Annotated in this window: 12 protein-coding genes; 5 read left to right on the top strand and 7 right to left on the bottom strand. The window is 70.4% G+C overall.

Going from position 1 to position 15,928, the window contains the following annotated elements; translation table 11 throughout:
* Positions 1-39 precede the first annotated feature (39 nt).
* Positions 40-1,056: a beta-ketoacyl-ACP synthase III gene (locus ABD951_RS17075; protein ID WP_345347334.1), complete on the bottom strand. Its 1,017-nt coding sequence runs from the start codon at positions 1,054-1,056 to the stop codon at positions 40-42.
* Between the two features lie 383 nt (positions 1,057-1,439).
* On the opposite strand from ABD951_RS17075, the gene ABD951_RS17070 reads away from it, so the two are divergent.
* The 3 genes from ABD951_RS17070 to ABD951_RS17060 all read left to right on the top strand — a co-directional run bounded on the left by ABD951_RS17070 (position 1,440) and on the right by ABD951_RS17060 (position 5,865).
* Entirely contained in the window at positions 1,440-2,576 is a 1,137-nt protein-coding gene (locus ABD951_RS17070; RefSeq protein WP_345347331.1) for a glycoside hydrolase family 183 protein, read from the top strand.
* A gap of 442 nt (positions 2,577-3,018) precedes the next feature.
* A complete protein-coding gene (locus tag ABD951_RS17065) occupies positions 3,019-4,854 on the top strand; it encodes an acyl-CoA dehydrogenase (RefSeq protein ID WP_345347328.1) in 1,836 nt (611 codons plus the stop codon).
* Positions 4,855-5,211: 357 nt separating this feature from the next.
* Positions 5,212-5,865 (top strand): DUF8020 domain-containing protein, encoded by a 654-nt coding sequence (locus ABD951_RS17060; protein WP_345347415.1) that lies wholly within the window; start codon positions 5,212-5,214, stop codon positions 5,863-5,865.
* A 94-nt stretch (positions 5,866-5,959) separates the two neighbouring features.
* Here the strand turns inward: ABD951_RS17060 and ABD951_RS17055 are convergent, their stop codons facing one another.
* Entirely contained in the window at positions 5,960-6,280 is a 321-nt protein-coding gene (locus tag ABD951_RS17055; RefSeq protein ID WP_345347325.1) for a GYD domain-containing protein, read from the bottom strand.
* Between the two features lie 89 nt (positions 6,281-6,369).
* On the opposite strand from ABD951_RS17055, the gene ABD951_RS17050 reads away from it, so the two are divergent.
* Entirely contained in the window at positions 6,370-7,212 is an 843-nt protein-coding gene (locus tag ABD951_RS17050; protein ID WP_345347322.1) for a DUF72 domain-containing protein, read from the top strand.
* A gap of 32 nt (positions 7,213-7,244) precedes the next feature.
* A complete protein-coding gene (locus ABD951_RS17045) occupies positions 7,245-8,447 on the top strand; it encodes an oxygenase MpaB family protein (RefSeq protein ID WP_345347319.1) in 1,203 nt (400 codons plus the stop codon).
* A gap of 22 nt (positions 8,448-8,469) precedes the next feature.
* Here the strand turns inward: ABD951_RS17045 and ABD951_RS17040 are convergent, their stop codons facing one another.
* The 5 genes from ABD951_RS17040 to ABD951_RS17020 form a co-directional block, all read right to left on the bottom strand.
* Positions 8,470-10,896 (bottom strand): VanW family protein, encoded by a 2,427-nt coding sequence (locus ABD951_RS17040; protein ID WP_345347316.1) that lies wholly within the window; start codon positions 10,894-10,896, stop codon positions 8,470-8,472.
* A 294-nt stretch (positions 10,897-11,190) separates the two neighbouring features.
* The gene (locus ABD951_RS17035) at positions 11,191-12,702 is read right to left on the bottom strand and encodes a flavin-containing monooxygenase (RefSeq protein WP_345347313.1); all 1,512 of its coding nucleotides are present in this window, start codon (positions 12,700-12,702) and stop codon (positions 11,191-11,193) included.
* A complete protein-coding gene (locus ABD951_RS17030; protein ID WP_345347310.1) occupies positions 12,699-13,277 on the bottom strand; it encodes a TetR/AcrR family transcriptional regulator in 579 nt (192 codons plus the stop codon). Before ABD951_RS17030 ends, ABD951_RS17035 begins: the two co-directional genes overlap by 4 nt.
* A 62-nt stretch (positions 13,278-13,339) precedes the next feature.
* Positions 13,340-14,287 carry a glycoside hydrolase family 19 protein gene (locus tag ABD951_RS17025; RefSeq protein WP_345347307.1) on the bottom strand — a complete coding sequence of 316 codons (948 nt, stop codon included), beginning with the start codon at positions 14,285-14,287 and terminating at the stop codon, positions 13,340-13,342.
* A 569-nt stretch (positions 14,288-14,856) separates the two neighbouring features.
* Positions 14,857-15,852, bottom strand: coding sequence for an aldo/keto reductase (locus tag ABD951_RS17020; protein ID WP_345347304.1), 996 nt, complete (start codon positions 15,850-15,852; stop codon positions 14,857-14,859).
* Positions 15,853-15,928 lie beyond the last annotated feature (76 nt).

Here is a 15,928-nt window from a genome sequence, read left to right as displayed (position 1 = left end):
GCCCGTCCGGGCGGCGCCTTCGTCGTCGGTGACCTCGGGTCAGCCGGCGAGGACCGGCATCTTCACCACCTGGCCGGCGTACGCCAACCCGGCGCCGAACGCCAGCAGCAGGGTCGTGTCACCCGGCTTCGCCTTGCCGGTGCGCAGCATCTCCTCCATCGCCAGCGGAATGGACGCGGCGGACGTGTTGCCGGTCTCGGCGATGTCGTTGGAGACGGCGACGGTCTCGGGCAGGTTCATGCTGCGGGCGATGACCTCGGTGATGCGCGCGTTGGCCTGGTGCGGTACGAACGCGTCGATGTCCTCGACGGTCATACCGGTCTTGTCGAGGGTCTGCTGCGCGATCTTGCCCATCTCGAACGCGGCCCACCGGAACACGGCGGTGCCCTCCATGACGATCCACGGCCGCTTCTGGGTCGGGTTGGTGGCGAAGTCCACCCAGTCGGGCTCCTGCCGGATCGCCCGGCCCTGCGCACCGTCCGAGCCCCAGACGACGGGGCCGATGCCGGTCTCCTCGCCACGGCCGACGACGACGGCGCCCGCGCCGTCACCGAAGATGAACCGCACGGTGCGGTCGGTGGGCTCGGTGGAGTCGCTCATCCGCTCGACACCGATCACCAGGACGTGCTCCTCGGAACCGGCGCGGACCAGGTCGGATGCGAGGCCCAGGGCGTAGCAGAAGCCGGCGCAGCCCGCGGACACGTCGATGGCGCCGGCGCCGCCGGTGCCGAGTTCCTGCGCGACGAGCGCCGAGCACGCAGGCGTCTGCATCGGGTACGTCGAGGTGGCGACGATGACGGTGCCGACCTGCTCGCCGGTCAGCCCGGCGGCCTCGAGTGCCTTGCGGCCGGCCGCGATCGCCATCTGCAGCACGCTCTCGTCGGGCCCGGCGAAGCGGCGGCTCCGGATCCCGGAGCGGGACTGGATCCACTCGTCGGTCGAGTCGATCTGCTGACAGATCTCCTCGTTGGTCACGACCCGCTCGGGCCGGTACACGCCGAGCCCGAGGATCGCGGAATGGCGAAGCTCAGTGGTGTTCGAGATCGCTGCGCCCATTGGTCTTCTTCTCCTCTTGTCACTTCCGTCGGATGCTCGGGCGAAACCACGAACGCTCCTCGTCAATCACCGTACTTCGCGCTCGAGTGGCGCGGTGACGATGTCCACGGCAAACTGGACGGTCCACCATGTCTACTGCCGGTCATATCACCCCGGCCGTCCCGCTCGTTACGAAACCGGTAACGAGGCGCAGGAATCGACACTCGCGAAACGCGCGATTGGGACACCTCCCCGACCAAACCCTGCAGATGTGGTGACGTGTCACTACGATCGTGACCCGACGGTCCTTGTCCAGCACGGGGGCGTCACGGGCAGCTGCGCGTGTCGCGGCGCTCGAGCGGCAGCACGATCGAACACGACGAGAGTCGAAGGGTGAACGTGTGATGAGTGGACAGGGACCGGGCGTGCGGCGCCGAGTGGGAACGATCGCGCGAGCCGCCACGGTCGGCGCAGTGGCACTGCTGGCGGTGACGGCACCGGCCCATGCCGACCCGAACACCGTGAACCCGATCCCCGGCCTGAACGGCACCAGCGGCCTGCCGGACCTGCGCGGACGCTCGACCGCGGTGTCCCAGGCGACCGGGCTGCTCAGCGCCAACCGGACCCAGGACGAGAACGTGCTGGGCACCGACCTCGGCATCATGTGGGACAACGGAAACGGCCAGGTGCTCACCGCGTTCGGCGACTCCGCCGGTCTCGGCATCCCGAACCTGCTGGCCGGCAGTCTGTGGTCCTGGCGCAGCAACGTCCTGTTCCGCAGCGCGGATCAGAACCTGACCGACGGCATGACCTTCGACAGCACCCCGCGGGACCTGCTGGGGCAGTCCAAGGAGCTGGTGCCCAGCCCGAAGATTCCGTACGTCGAGATCAGCCGCATTCCGACCGCGGGCGTCGCGGTCGACGGCGTCCAGTACATGTCGCTGATGTCGGTGAACCACTGGGGCGACCCGGGCAAGTGGGAGACCAACTACGCCGGCCTGGCCGTCTCGACCGACAACGGCGAGAACTGGGTGCCGGCCCCCGAGACCAACCGTCCCAACGTGGACGGCAACCGGAACTTCCAGATGAGCGCGTTCATGAAGGACGGCGGCTTCGTCTACGAGTACGGCACCCCGCCGGGCCGCGGCATGCTCGCCTACGTGGCCCGGGTACCGGAGAAACAGATCCGTGACCTCGGTGCGTACGAGTACTGGAACGGCACCGAGTGGAAGAAGGGCGACGTCAACGCGGCCGCGCCGGTCGTGTTCGGCGGCGTCGGGGAGCTGTCCGTTCAGTACAACAGCTACCTGGGCCAGTACCTGATGCTCACGACCGACAACTTCAACTCGGTGGTGATGCGCCGGTCGCCGACGCCGACCGGCCCGTGGGGCCCGCCGGAGGTGCTGGTGGACACCCGGGAGCTGCCGACCGCGTACGGCGCCTTCATCCACCCGTGGTCGAGCGGCCCGGACCTGTACTTCCTGACCACCGTGCACTCGAACTACAACGTCCTGCTGATGCACACGACACTCAACCGCTGACCCCCGTCACGCCGTGACTCCCGCCACTGTCACCGGAATCACGGCGACGCGACGGGCGCCCGGCCGACTCCCTCTCGCGGCCGATCGCGGGCCCGCCCAGGCCACGCGGGCGCCCGGAGCCCCGACCCGCCTGCGTCCGGCGAATTCCGCTGCACCCCGGTCGAACTCGGCTGCGCCCGGAGCCTCGCCCACGGCTCCAGCATTGCCCGTCGACATGCCCTCCCGTACCCGGCCCACCCGACCGCCGTCACGGCCGCCACCCGTGCCCGGGAGCTCCCGCTCGCCGGATTTCACGCTTTTGTTGGCAGCTAACTGAATCGCGAGTAACATCGGCTAAGTTACCGACGAGTAGCCACTTGGGCGGTACTAACGAGGGACTGGACAGCCAGATCGTCGTCACTCACCAGGGGCTAGACCGCACCATCTCAGGGAGACAGAAGACATGGGGCATTACAAGAGCAACGTTCGTGACCTGGAGTTCAATCTCTTCGAGGTACTCGACCTGGAGAAGCCGCTGAACGAGGGCACCTGGGGCGACCTCGACGTCGACACCATCAAGAACATGCTCAGCGAGGTCGCACGGCTGGCCGAGGGCCCGCTCGGCGAAGCGTACGCCGATGCCGACCGCAACCCGCCGGTCTTCGACCCGGAGACCCACGAGGCCACCCTCCCCGAGTCGTTCAAGAAGTCGTTCAAGGCGATGTGGGACGCCGAGTGGTACCGGATGGGCCTGGACGAGGAGATCGGTGGCGTGCCGGTCCCCCGCGCCCTGGTGTGGGCCATCGCCGAGATGATGCTGGGCGCGCAGCCCGCCGCGTTCATGTACGCGGCAGGCCCGTCCTTCGCCAACGTGCTCTTCGACAACGGCACCGACGAGCAGAAGCAGTGGGCGGCCACCTGCGTCGAGCGCGGTTGGGGCGCCACGATGGTGCTGACCGAGCCGGATGCCGGCTCCGACGTCGGCGCCGGCCGCACCAAGGCGATCAAGCAGGACGACGGCTCCTGGCACATCGAGGGCGTCAAGCGGTTCATCACCTCCGCCACCTCCGACGACCTGTTCGAGAACGTCTTCCACCTGGTCCTCGCCCGCCCCGAGGGCGCAGGCCCCGGCACCAAGGGCCTGTCGCTGTTCTTCGTCCCGAAGTTCCACTTCGACTTCGAGAAGAACGAGCTCGGCGAGCGCAACGGTGCCTTCGTCACCAACGTCGAGCACAAGATGGGCCTGAAGGCCTCGGCCACCTGCGAGCTCACCTTCGGCGGTCACGGCGTGCCGGCCAAGGGCTGGCTGGTCGGCGAGGTGCACAACGGCATCGCGCAGATGTTCAACGTCATCGAGCACGCCCGCATGATGGTCGGCACCAAGGCCATCTCCACCCTGTCCACCGGCTACCTCAACGCACTGGCCTACGCCAAGGAGCGCGTGCAGGGCGCCGATCTGACCCAGATGACCGACAAGGCCGCCCCGCGCGTGACCATCACCCACCACCCGGACGTGCGCCGGGCGCTGGCGATGCAGAAGGCGTACGCGGAGGGCCTGCGCGCGGTGTACCTGTACACCGCCGCCCACCAGGACGCCACCGTCGCCAAGCACGTCTCGGGCGCCGACGCCGAGCTGGCGCACCGCGTCAACGACCTGCTGCTGCCGATCGTCAAGGGCGTCGGCTCCGAGCGGGCCTACCAGTACCTGACCGACTCGCTGCAGACCCTGGGCGGCTCCGGCTTCCTGCAGGACTACCCGATCGAGCAGTACATCCGCGACGCGAAGATCGACTCCCTGTACGAGGGCACCACCGCGATCCAGGCGCAGGACTTCTTCTTCCGGAAGATCGCCCGTGACCGCGGCGTCGCACTCGCCCACGTGGCCGGCCAGGTCAAGAAGTTCATCGACCGCGAGGACGGCGACAACCGCCTCAAGTCCGAGCGCGCCCTGCTGGCGACCGCGCTCGAGGACGTGCAGACGATGGTCGCGACCCTGACCGGGTTCCTGATGGGGGCTCAGGAGCAGCCGACCGAGCTCTACAAGGTCGGCCTCGGCTCAGTGCGCTTCCTGATGTCCGTCGGCGACCTGCTCGTCGGCTGGAAGCTGCTCGAGCAGGCCGAGATCGCGCTCGCCGCGCTCGACGCCGGCGTCTCCGCGAAGGACAAGCCGTTCTACGAGGGCAAGGTCGCCACCGCGTCCTTCTTCGCGAAGAACGTGCTGCCCGAGCTGACCGCGTCGCGCGGCATAATCGCGAACGTCGACAACGACATCATGGAGCTCGACGAGGCCGGGTTCTAGAACCCGGCAACCCGGTTCGGTCACCGGCCGGGCCGCACGGCACGGCGATGCCGCACACCACATCGAGGTGTGCGGCATCGCCTTTTTGGGTACTGTGTGATGTGAATCTCACGGAATCCCATGCGGATCGACCGAGAAGTCCAGTTCCGACACCGATAGCGTTTTACACAACCGCAAATCGTTTCGCAGAACTCACAATTCGGAGCCGGCTGCGGTGTACCAGACGTAAACGACTGGCCACCAACTGCATACGGCTCCGTCATCGCGCGTTCGCACAGCCGTCACACATCGCTCCTAGGGTCTCAGCCACACCCGATCCGAGGAGCACTCTTGTCAACCATCACCCGTACCCGCCGCATGACGAAGCTCGCTGCCGTCGCGGCCATGACCATCGCCTCGATGGGCGTCGTCGCCGGCACGGCCTACGCCGAGCCCGCCGCGGACAGCGCTCAGCCCGTCGGCTGGAACGTCAGCCGTGACGGCGACAAGGTTCTCGTGAACACGACTGCCGGTTCCCTGAGCAACGAGGACAACCACCTCGTCGTCCGGGACGCCGGCGGCAACCTCGTCGACTCGGTGCCGCTGGCGATCGCCTTCGACGGCACCGCCCACCCGATCTCGGCCCAGATCGACGGTCGCACCGCCGTGCTGACCGCCGACACCAGCCCGGAGAAGGCCACCCCGGTCGCGCTGCCGCTGCAGGACATCGACCTGCCCGCCGCCGTGTCGTCGGTCAAGGACAACCTCAGCCTCACCGCGTCCGTCGGCGGGTTCGTCGGCGCCGCATCCGGTCTGGTCGGCGGCTGCCTGCTCGGTGCGGCCGCGGCCGGTGTCGTGTCCGCTCCCGCCGCGATGCTGTTCGGCGCCGGCCCGCTCGCCGGATGCATCGGTGGCGCGCTGCTTCTCGGCTCCGGAGCCTCGCTGGCCGGGACCGCGATCGGTGGCCTCGGCGCCCTCGCCGCCAACGCCCAGCCGTTCATGACCGCGCTGAACGCGCCCGCGAAGAAGTAGCAGCCCCGGGAGCCGTGCTCCCGCACAGTGGTTCGGCCCGTCTCCGGCACCGGAGGCGGGCCGAACCCGTGTCACCGGGTCGACGCGTGTTCGGTCAGCGGCCGGGTGGCCGGTAGTCGGCCGGGCGGCGCACCGCCTCGTCGACCTGCTCCGGCGAGAGCAGCGTGATCGTCTCGGTCCGCGCGGCCCCGCTGGCCGCGGTGCGGATGCTCATCGCCGCCGCGGCGACCTCGTCGGGCACGTCTCCGATGACGTACAGGTCGTGGCCGCCGAACGCGAAGTAGCAACTCTCCACGGTGCCGCCGACGCTCTCGACCGCGGTGCGTATCGCGTCCCGCCGCGCCGATCCGCCTTCGGCGAGCAGTCCGCCGGCACCGTCCGCCGTGTAGCCGACCCGCCACAGATATTTGGGCATGATCCTCGTCCCTCGGCTCGGTTGATCAGACGGCTCCATCGTCCTCTCCACACACCCGCCGGGGCGGCGAAACGAACTAAGGTCTTTCCATGGCGCGGATCCGGGTCGGGATCTCGGGCTGGGTGTACCCCGGGTGGCGCGGCGACTTCTACCCGAGTGGGTTGCCGCATCGGCGCGAGCTGGCGTACGCCGCCGCGCGGGTGTCGTCGATCGAGGTCAACGCCTCGTTCTACGCGCTGGGACGTCCGCAGACGTACGCCCGGTGGCGCGCCGAGACCCCGGACGACTTCGTCTTCGCGGTCAAGGGCAGCCGTTATGTCACGCATGTCCGGCGGCTCGCCGACACCCGCGCGGCGCTGGCGAACTTCTTCGCGTCGGGACTGCTGGCCCTCGGCTCGAAACTGGGGCCGGTGCTGTGGCAGCTGCCGCCGACGTTGCCGCTCGACCCCGACGCGTTCGACGCGTTCCTGCGCGCGCTGCCGCGCACGACGACCGCGCTCGCCGCGCTCGCGGCCCACCACGACACCAAGCTCCCCGCCGAGCGCGCCCTGACCGTGGCCGCTGCGGTGCTCCCGGTCCGGCACGCCGTCGAGGTGCGCCACCCGACGTTCACCGCACCGGAGGCGGCGGCCCTCGCCGAGCGCCACGGGGTCGCGCTCGTCGTCGCGGACACCGCCGGCCGGTATCCGCGGATCGACGGGTGCACCGGCGATTTCGGGTATGTGCGGCTGCACGGCGACACCGTCCTGTACGGCGGCGGATACGACGACCGTGCGCTCGACGCCTGGGCCGAGCGCATCTCCGGCTGGGCGGCACAGGGTCGCGACGTGTACGCGTACTTCGACAACGACGCGGCGGGCCGGGCCCCGTTCGACGCGATGGCGCTGCAGCGCCGGCTCGGATGCGGACCGGCCGCGCCCGACACCGGTTGACAACATGCGTTGTCAGTTGCAGGGTGAGAAGGGTGACGACGACCGCCACCGGGCCGACCCGGTACATGCGCGACCGCGCGACCGCCGCGCGGACCACCGCCCCCCTGCGCCCGTTCGCCTGGCCCTCGCCGGACGCCACCGCGCAGGAGGCCGGCCGGCTGCGTCGGGCCCTGCTCGAGCGCGACGAGCCGAGCGCCGCCCTGGTGCGGGCGATCCGCGAGGACCGGACGGTCACCCTCGGCCAGTTCCGGCGGGCCCTGAACGAGGGCATCGACACGGTGCCCGACGCGCCCGCCGCGCTGCGGGAGTACTTCGCGCTGATCGAGGACACTCCCGATTGGGTCGACCGCGAGCTGATCGCGCTCGGCGCCCGCACCCTGCGCCGGGTCGGATCCGACGCCGGCGACGTCCTCGCCTACGGCTCGCTGCTCGGCGGGTACAACAACTCCGGACCCCTGCCGGTGCTGATGGCGTCCGGGCGGCTCACCGGGGAACGCACCCGGCGCCGCACCGCGGAGACCGGCACCTGGTGGCAGGGGTGCGTCGCGGACGGCGGCCTGGACCGGTTCGGCGCCGGATTCACGCTCTCGGTGCACGTCCGTCTGATGCACGCCATGATCGATTACCACCACGAGCACGAAACCGACTGGGACAGTGGCGAACGCGGACTGCCGGTGAACCAGTTCGACCAGGCGGGCACCCTCGGGCTGTTCTCGATCACCTTCCTGCTGCACACCCGGGTGCTCGGCGTGCGGTACACCCGCCGCGAGGCCGACGCCGTCCTGCACCTGTGGTGCTACGTCGGCTGGCTGATGGGCGTCGACGAGCGGTGGCTGCCGTTCGACGAGCGCGCCGGGCTGCGGATGATGTACCAGATCGGGGCGTCGTCACCGGCCGCCGACGACAACAGCCTCGCGCTGGCCCGGTCCCTGGTGGACCTGCCCCTGCACACCCGCCACGACCGGTTCGAATGGCTGCGCCGCCGCTACGAGTACGAGCGCGGACTGTCGCTGGCCACCACCCTGCTCGGCCCGGCGGGCGTCCGCGCACTGCAGGTCCCGATCCGGCCGCCGTGGTATCCGGCCGGACGGCTGGCCGTCAACGTCGTCAAACACCATGTGGTGGGCCGGTTCCCGGCCGGAAACCGTTGGCTGCAGCGGCACGGGGAGCGCCAGCTGCAACGGGATCAGCGCCGGCTGTTCGGCAACGAGACGCCGGAGGTCGCACCGCTGTGACCGGCGGTCGGCGTCCCGGCCGTCACTCGCACTTGACGATCGGAACCGGGTCGTATTTCACGGTCCGGGTGTGGCGCGAGATCTCCTGTCCCGTGACGTGATCGGTGACGATCCGGGTGTCGCTGGTCGTGAATCCCTGGGCACCCCCGGACGGCACGCAACCGGGCCCCTTCGGCAGGGTGACCGTGTTGGGCGACGTGTGGGCGTAGCGATCGCCGGCCACCGACTCGACCTCGACCCGCTTGGTGCCCCACAACCGGACCGTGATGTCCGAGCCGGTGCCGATGGTCTCGATCAGCACCCCGGTCGGCCCGGGATTGCGGAACTGCAGGTCGATCGCGCCTTCGAACACCGTCGCCTCCCGGGCCGCCGGGTACCGCGAGATGTAGTAGCTGTGCTCGGTGTGCCCGGCGTCCTCCATGCCGGCGAAGTACGCGGCGTTGTACAGCGTCGTCGCGAGCTGGCTGATGCCGCCGCCGACGGCCTTGCCGGGTCGGCCGTTGTTGATGATCCCGGACTCGACGTACCCCTGCGCGGCGCCGCGGGGACCGGTGTACCCGTTGAGCGAGAACGTGTCCCCGGGCTTCACGAGGGCGCCGTCGATCTCGCTCGCGGCGAGGCGGATGTTCACCCCGGACGCGTACTCGAAACCACCAGTGGTGTACTCGCCGATCACCTCGGTGATGCCGAGCTTCCGGGCGGCCTCGGTCGTCAGTTCGGGTTGCTTCGGCTCGTACACCGCCGCGACCGTGCGCGGACCGGACCCGGACAGCACGGCGGGCAGCGACTCGAGGGTCTTGTGCCACTCGACCATCTCGCCGACCGTCGCGGGCACCACGGTCGGCGCACCACCCGAGAGGCGGAACGACGCGTCCTTCGGCTTGGTCTCGGTACCGGCGAGCTGGGGTGCCAGCACCGCGATCGCGGCGTCCGGGTCGAACCGCGGGATCAGTCCCCCGGTCCCGTCCGGGGTGAACGAGAGCACCGTGCCGACCCGGTCGCGGCCGAGCACCGCCTTCGATCCGTCCCGGCCCGTGACCACCAGATCCGCCGACGCGGCCGGGGCGGCGACGTCCCGCAGCGCCCGGTCGACACCGGTTGGGGTGACGGTGACCGGCTCGAGCGTCACCGGCACCTCGACACCGCCGGTCTCGGCCCAGCCGGCGGCGAGCGCGTCCTGCGCACCGGCCGCATCCAGGACCTGCCCCTGCCGCGGGGACACCGCGACCGGGGTCGCGCCCTCGAACACCACGGTGCCCTCGACCGGGGCACGGTCGGTGCGCGGACGCAGACCCTCCACCGCCGCGGCGAGGGCGGCCTCGTCGCGGGTCGCTGCGACGCCGACGTCGCGGTGGGTGAACAGGGACGTCAGCCGGGTGATCGGGTTGAGCGGTTGACTGCCCGCGCGGTCCAGGGTCGCGGCCCAGTCGACGCCCAGCCCGGCTGCGGCGGGCACGACCTCGGTCGTGACGTCGCCGGCGCGCACCGGCACGGGCTGCTGCGCGCGTGGCTCGATCGCAGCGCGCAGGGTGGTCTCGGCGGCTGCGTGCGACATGCCGCCGACATCCACTCCGGCCACCGACACTCCCCGCGGCACCCGGTCGGAGGACATCGCGAGATCCGCGACGTACAGAGCGGCACCGGCCACGACGACACCGGCGATCGCCCCGACGACGATCCGGCGCCGGGGACGCGTCGCGTCCGGACCGGGAACGTCCGCCGCCGGAGCGGCATCCGGCACCGGCGGGGAGGGCGCGGGACCGGGAGTCGTCGCAGGCGGGACGGCGGAGTTCGGCGCCGGGGACTCCGTCGGCGGCACGGCATCGACGGGTGGGGTCAGTTTCGGCAGCACCGTGGTCGGCACGTCCTCGGGCCGCAGCCGCTCGCTCGCGGCGACGGCGTTCGGGGGCGTGCCACCGACGGGAGGTGCGGGCGCATCGTCTGCCGGGTCCGCCGAGGCGTCCTGGGCCGGGTTCGGCGCCGGGGGCTCCGCCACCGGCACGACGCTGTCGGGTGGGGCCAGTTTCGGCAGCACCGTGGTCGGCACGTCCTCGGGCCGCAGCCGCTCGCTCGCGGCGACGGCGTCCGGGGAGACGTCACCTTCGGGAGATTCGGGCCCATCGCCCGCCGGGTCCGCCGAGGCGCCCTCGGCCCGGTCTGCGGAGGCGTCACCGGCCGACGGTGCCAGTGCATCGCCGACCGGCAGCTCGGAGCCGTCACCGACCGGGGCCGCCGGGGCGCCCTCGGCCGGGCTGGGCACCGAGGTGCCACCGACCGGGTCGGTGGAGACGTCCCCGGCCGCGGATGCATCGCCGAGCGGGGACGCGGACGCATCACCGACCGGAATCTCGGAGCCGTCGCCGACCGGAGGTGCCGGCTCGGGCGCCTGTGCGTCGGGCCGGTCCGGCGTGTGCTGAGGCTCCGAGCCCTCGCCGTTTCCGCCGGTCATGTCGCGGCCCTCCCGAAGTGTGTCGTTCTGCTGGGCCAGCACCCGTTTCGGACACCCAGGGTAGACGGGGTGAATCGGACACCCGCGCACCGGGACGTGCCCCGGAGACAGAGGTGTCCCGCGCTGCAACCGGGTCGGGGGTCTGGCTGCAACGCGGGACAACATGCCTATCGAGCACCCCGAGGGAAGCGTTACATCCCGCGCGAAAAAAATCTCAGGGCCGGGTCCGGTGGCCGCGATCAGGGCCGATGCGCCGAACGCCGGGGGCCGACAGACGCACCTCGGGTGCCGCGTTCACGCCACCGCCGTCTCGTCGGCCGGCGCGACTGCACGGTAGTTCTCGGCGTCGAACCGGCGCATCTGGGCGCGATAGCGCCACGTGAAGGTCGGCCACATCACCGAGTTGCGGCCCCGCCGGTCCAGGTACCAGCTCGAACAGCCGCCCCGGTTCCACACCGTCGACTCCAGCGCGGCGCCCACGTGAGCGCTGTACGCGCGCTGGGCCCGCTCGGACACCTCGACCGCGGCGATTCCGTGGGAACGCAGATGAGTCAACCCGGCTCGCACGTAGGCGGCCTGGCTCTCGAGCATGTAGACGATCGAGCTGTGGCCGAGGTTCGTGTTGGGGCCGTACATCAGGAAGAGGTTCGGAAATCCGTGGACGGTCATACCGCGGTGGGCGCTGGGGCTGCCGTCCCAGTGCTCGGCGAGGGTGCGGCCGTCGGTGCCGCGCAGCAGCCGCGCGATCGGCGGTTCGGTCGGGGTGAACCCGGTGCCGAAGATGATCGTGTCGACCGGGCGCTCGACGCCGTCGGATCCGACCACGCCGGTCGGGGTGACCCGCACCAGCGCGGACGGCACCAGGTCGACGTCGTCACGGTCGAGGGTGGCCAGCCAGTCGTTCGACAGCAGCATCCGCTTGCAGCCGATCGTGAACGTCGGCGTCAGCGCGCGGCGCAGCACGGGGTCGGCCACCTGCCTGCGCAGATGGGCCTTGGAAACCACCGCGAACAGCGGCAGCAACCACGTCAGGTACGCGAAGGCGATCACGTACATCTCGCGCGTCGAGTAGACCAGTCCGCGAACAAGCTTCTGGGACAGGGGAATTCGACGGTACAGCGCCTTCTCGACGCTGCCGCGGGTGCGATCGGCGCGCGGGATGACCCACGACGCGGTGCGTTGGAAGACGGTGAGGCGCGCGGTGCGGTCGGCGATCTCGGGGACGAACTGCACCGCGGACGCGCCGGTCCCGACCACCGCGACCCGCTCACCGGTCAGGTCGTGGTCGTGGTTCCAGGCGGCGGAGTGGAAGACGGTGCCCCCGAAGTCCTCGAGCCCGTCGATCGCGGGCACGTTCGGGGCGGACAGCGCACCGGTCGCGGCGACGAGGGACCCGGCGGTCAGCTCCCCCCGGCTGGTGCGCACCCGCCACAGCGCCGAAGCTGCGTCCCAGTTCGCCTCCAGCAGTGCGCAGTCGAACAGTGTGCGCGCCCGAACGCCGCTGCCGGTGGCGACCGTCTCGAGGTAGCGGAGGATCTCGGGCTGCCGGGCGAAGGTGTGACTCCAGTCCGCGCTCGGTGCGAACGACAGCGAGTACAGGGAGGTCGGTACGTCACAGGCACAGCCGGGGTACGTGTTCTGACGCCAGGTGCCGCCCACCTCGTCGGCCCGCTCGATGACCACGACGTCCGCACCGCGACCGCCCCGGACCAGCTCGGCCGCGACCGCGAGGCCGCCGAACCCGGTGCCCACGACGAGAACGGGAGTGTGCGAGGGAAGTTCGGTCAATGCTGTCGCGCTGCTCATCGTCCGGTCACCATCGCCTCCCACGCCGGCAACAGCCGCGCGCGGCGCTCGGATTCCTCGGCCGGGGTCCGGAACAACGCGGACACCGCGAAGCCACGCGCCAATTCGATGCTCAGCTCGATCCCGTCGGGCCCGAACCGTTCACCCATCACCTCGGTGGCCCCGCCCGTCAGCGCGTCGACGACGACCCGCTCGAGCGGCACCATCGCCTCGAACAGTTCGCGATCGGTGCGCGCGGCGACCCACAGTTCGAGAGCCGCGTAGAACAACGGACCCGAGAAGACGTCGACAAGCACCTCGAGTCCGCGTTCCGGCGCGGGCCGGGTGGCGAGGATCTCGGCGAGCCGCTTCTCCACCAGGTACTCCACCGCGGCGACCACAAGCGAGACCTTGGTCGGGAACTGGTGCAGCTGAGCGCCGCGGGAGACGCCGGCCCGCCGGGCGATGCCCTGCGTGCTGGTGCCTGCGTAGCCCAGCTCGACGAGCGACTCGATCGTCGCGTCGAGCAGCCTCTGTCGGGTGTGTGCGCTGCGTTGCGCCTGCGTCCGTGTCGGACGTTGCGTGCCCTGGGTCACACCGGCACGATAGCAACAAACAGTCCGGACTGCCTGCAAATCACCGCACCGATTCGGCCCGCCTACGGGTGGATCAGAACGTTCAGTCCTCGCTGGAAGTCCGCGACACGCTGGGAGAGGGCGTTGTGGCCACCGTTGACGAGTTCGGACACCCGGACGATCCCTGCGGTGTCCGCAACCTGATTGAGGTTGCGCGACGTCCAGTACCACGCAGCGGTGGTGAATGCGTTCTCCGGCGCCGACAGCAGCTCGGGGTGGGCGACGAAGTCGATGCCGGTGTACTGGCTCACCTTCTCGTAGTTGTGGCGGCCGGTGATCTGGATGGCGCCACGCCCCTTGTACCGCTCACCATCTCCCGGCTGGATGTTGCCGAGGTCGGCGCGGCCCTCGTAGGCGCCCCCGGAGGCGTACTCCTCGAAGGTACGGAACCCGTCGGACTCGACCGAGAGCTGCGCGATGAACGCCGCCTGACGGACCGGGCTGTCGATGCCACCGTGCGCCATCGCCTCGTTGAGCGGGACGATGTACTGCGCAATCTTGTCACCCGAGATGCCGGGCACGATCCGCGCAAACTCATCGGGGGTGACCGCGAGCGGCGGCGGGGGCGGGGGCGGCGGCGGGGCCGGCGCGGGGGCCTGCTCGACGGGGGCGGGCTTCGCCGCTGGCGTGTACTTCGATTGCACCCACCCCGCGGACGTCGACGCGAGCCACTCACCGGACGCCGGCTCGGCCGCACCCTCGGGAGCCGACTGCACACCCGGCGTGGACGCGGCCTGCTCCCCCGCGCCCGATGCCGCCCCGGCGGCGGTCAGCACCGGGAGCTGGAGCTTCGCGAACAGGTCGCCGGACTCTCGATACCCGACCGACACGGAGGCGACGGCGTCGGCATTGGCGACGGGGGCGTCACCGGGACCGGCAACCGCGACTGCGGTTGCAACAACCGCCGCGGCCGCGAGGGCGGCACCGATGTGGCGCGTGCGGACAAAGGACCGCGCATTCGAAGCGAACATTGGTCGTGCTCCAGGGTTCGGCCGAATGCGGTTTCGGCCGCCGAACGGGCGCGGGTGTCACGCAGGGGGCTTCGGCCCCTCGCGAGTCACCATCGCGCAGCAAAAAGGTCACGACCAGGTAACGCTGCAGATCAAAGAGTTTTCAATGAATAGTGATCAGGCTCACGTTGACAACGTATAAAAGTCCCAACTCACCTTTGCCGCCGATTCGCGACCATGCGCCCCGACGGAGAGGGCCACACTCCCACCACCGCCACACCGGTCGGTATCCACCTCGAATCCGACGAGACCGGAAGCCGCATCGAGAGCCGATTACGCTGTACTACAACGACATTCGATTCCAGTAGGCACGCCAGGGGTACGACGAGGGTGCGGGAGGATCGTCGTCTCCGACCGCCTGCCCCACGTTTTCCGGGGTCGTTGCCCCCACAGACTCACCGCCAAGCGGGTGGCCGTCTCCACGAGGGCTCGTAGACCAATTCGTGACCTACACAACACCGCTGCCCGGACGGCTGTGACCTTCGACGGGGCGGCCATCGGCCGCCCCGTGACACATTCCGGCGGTCGTCCTACTCCCTGCCGAAGGACACCCAACTCGGGTCCGCCGACCGCGCCCCGACGGTGATCGCGGCCAGTTCGTCGAGCCGCGCGATGCGGTCCGCGGGGAGGTCGAGCTCCACCGCCGCGGCGTTCTCCTCGACCCGGGCGGCCACACGCGTGCCCGGGATCGGCACGACCGGCAGCGCGAACTCGCGACCCTTCGCGTAGAGCCAGGCCAGCACCACCTGCGCAGGCGTCGCGTCGGAGTCCCGGGCCACCTCGTCGATCACCGCGAGCACCTTCGCATTGCCGGAGAGCGCATCGGCATCGAATCGGGGGAACCTGCGGCGCAGGTCGGACGCACCGAGAGCGGCCGGGTCGTAGGTCCCGGTGAGGAAGCCGCGGCCGACCGGCGAGTAGGGCACGAATCCGACCCCGAGTTCTGCCGCGGTCGGGACGACGTTGCGCTCGACGTCCCGGCTCCACACGCTCCACTCGCTCTGGATCGCTGCGATCGGGTGAACGGCGTGCGCGCGGCGCAGTTCTTCGCCGGTGGCCTCCGACAGACCCAGGTGCCGCACCTTGCCCGCGGCCACCAGCTCCGCCATCGCGCCGACCGTGTCCTCGATCGGGATGTTCGGATCGACCCGATGCAGGTAGTAGAGATCGACGTTGTCGACGCCGAGGCGGCTCAGCGACGCGTCCAGGTAACCCGCAACGTGCTCGGGTCGCCCGTCGATCCCCCGTTGTCCGGCGGCGACGTTGCCGACGAGACCGAACTTGGTGGCCAACTGCACCTCGTCGCGCCGGGTGCGCAGCACCTCGCCGACGGCTCTCTCGCTGGCGCCCTCCCCGTACACGTTGGCGGTGTCGATGAAGGTCACGCCGACGTCGATCGAGTGGTGGAGTGTGGCGAGGGCCTGTGCCGGGTCGACCGGCCCGTAGACCGGCGCGACCGACATGGCCCCGTAGCCCTGGGCACTGACATGAAGATCTTCCGCGAGTGCAATGGTGCGAACCGTCATGGTTCGCATCCTCACCCACCGCGCACCGGAACGCACGGTCTGAAATCAGCGTGATCGCAGCGAACCGCCGCGCGCG

This window comes from Rhodococcus olei (assembly GCF_039540555.1).
GTDB classification, from domain to species: domain Bacteria; phylum Actinomycetota; class Actinomycetes; order Mycobacteriales; family Mycobacteriaceae; genus Rhodococcus_G; species Rhodococcus_G olei.
This window is presented reverse-complemented; position numbering and strand designations above follow the sequence as displayed.

Excerpts from the sequence above, each read along its gene's own strand:
- ABD951_RS17025 (WP_345347307.1), bottom strand. The coding sequence starts at position 14,287 with ATGTTCGCTTCGAATGCGCGGTCCTTTGTCCGCACGCGCCACATCGGT.
- ABD951_RS17035 (WP_345347313.1), bottom strand. The coding sequence starts at position 12,702 with ATGAGCAGCGCGACAGCATTGACCGAACTTCCCTCGCACACTCCCGTT.
- ABD951_RS17020 (WP_345347304.1), bottom strand. The coding sequence starts at position 15,852 with ATGACGGTTCGCACCATTGCACTCGCGGAAGATCTTCATGTCAGTGCC.
- ABD951_RS17060 (WP_345347415.1), top strand. The coding sequence starts at position 5,212 with ATGACGAAGCTCGCTGCCGTCGCGGCCATGACCATCGCCTCGATGGGC.
- ABD951_RS17070 (WP_345347331.1), top strand. The coding sequence starts at position 1,440 with ATGAGTGGACAGGGACCGGGCGTGCGGCGCCGAGTGGGAACGATCGCG.
- ABD951_RS17050 (WP_345347322.1), top strand. The coding sequence starts at position 6,370 with ATGGCGCGGATCCGGGTCGGGATCTCGGGCTGGGTGTACCCCGGGTGG.
- ABD951_RS17065 (WP_345347328.1), top strand. The coding sequence starts at position 3,019 with ATGGGGCATTACAAGAGCAACGTTCGTGACCTGGAGTTCAATCTCTTC.
- ABD951_RS17075 (WP_345347334.1), bottom strand. The coding sequence starts at position 1,056 with ATGGGCGCAGCGATCTCGAACACCACTGAGCTTCGCCATTCCGCGATC.
- ABD951_RS17040 (WP_345347316.1), bottom strand. The coding sequence starts at position 10,896 with ATGACCGGCGGAAACGGCGAGGGCTCGGAGCCTCAGCACACGCCGGAC.
- ABD951_RS17055 (WP_345347325.1), bottom strand. The coding sequence starts at position 6,280 with ATGCCCAAATATCTGTGGCGGGTCGGCTACACGGCGGACGGTGCCGGC.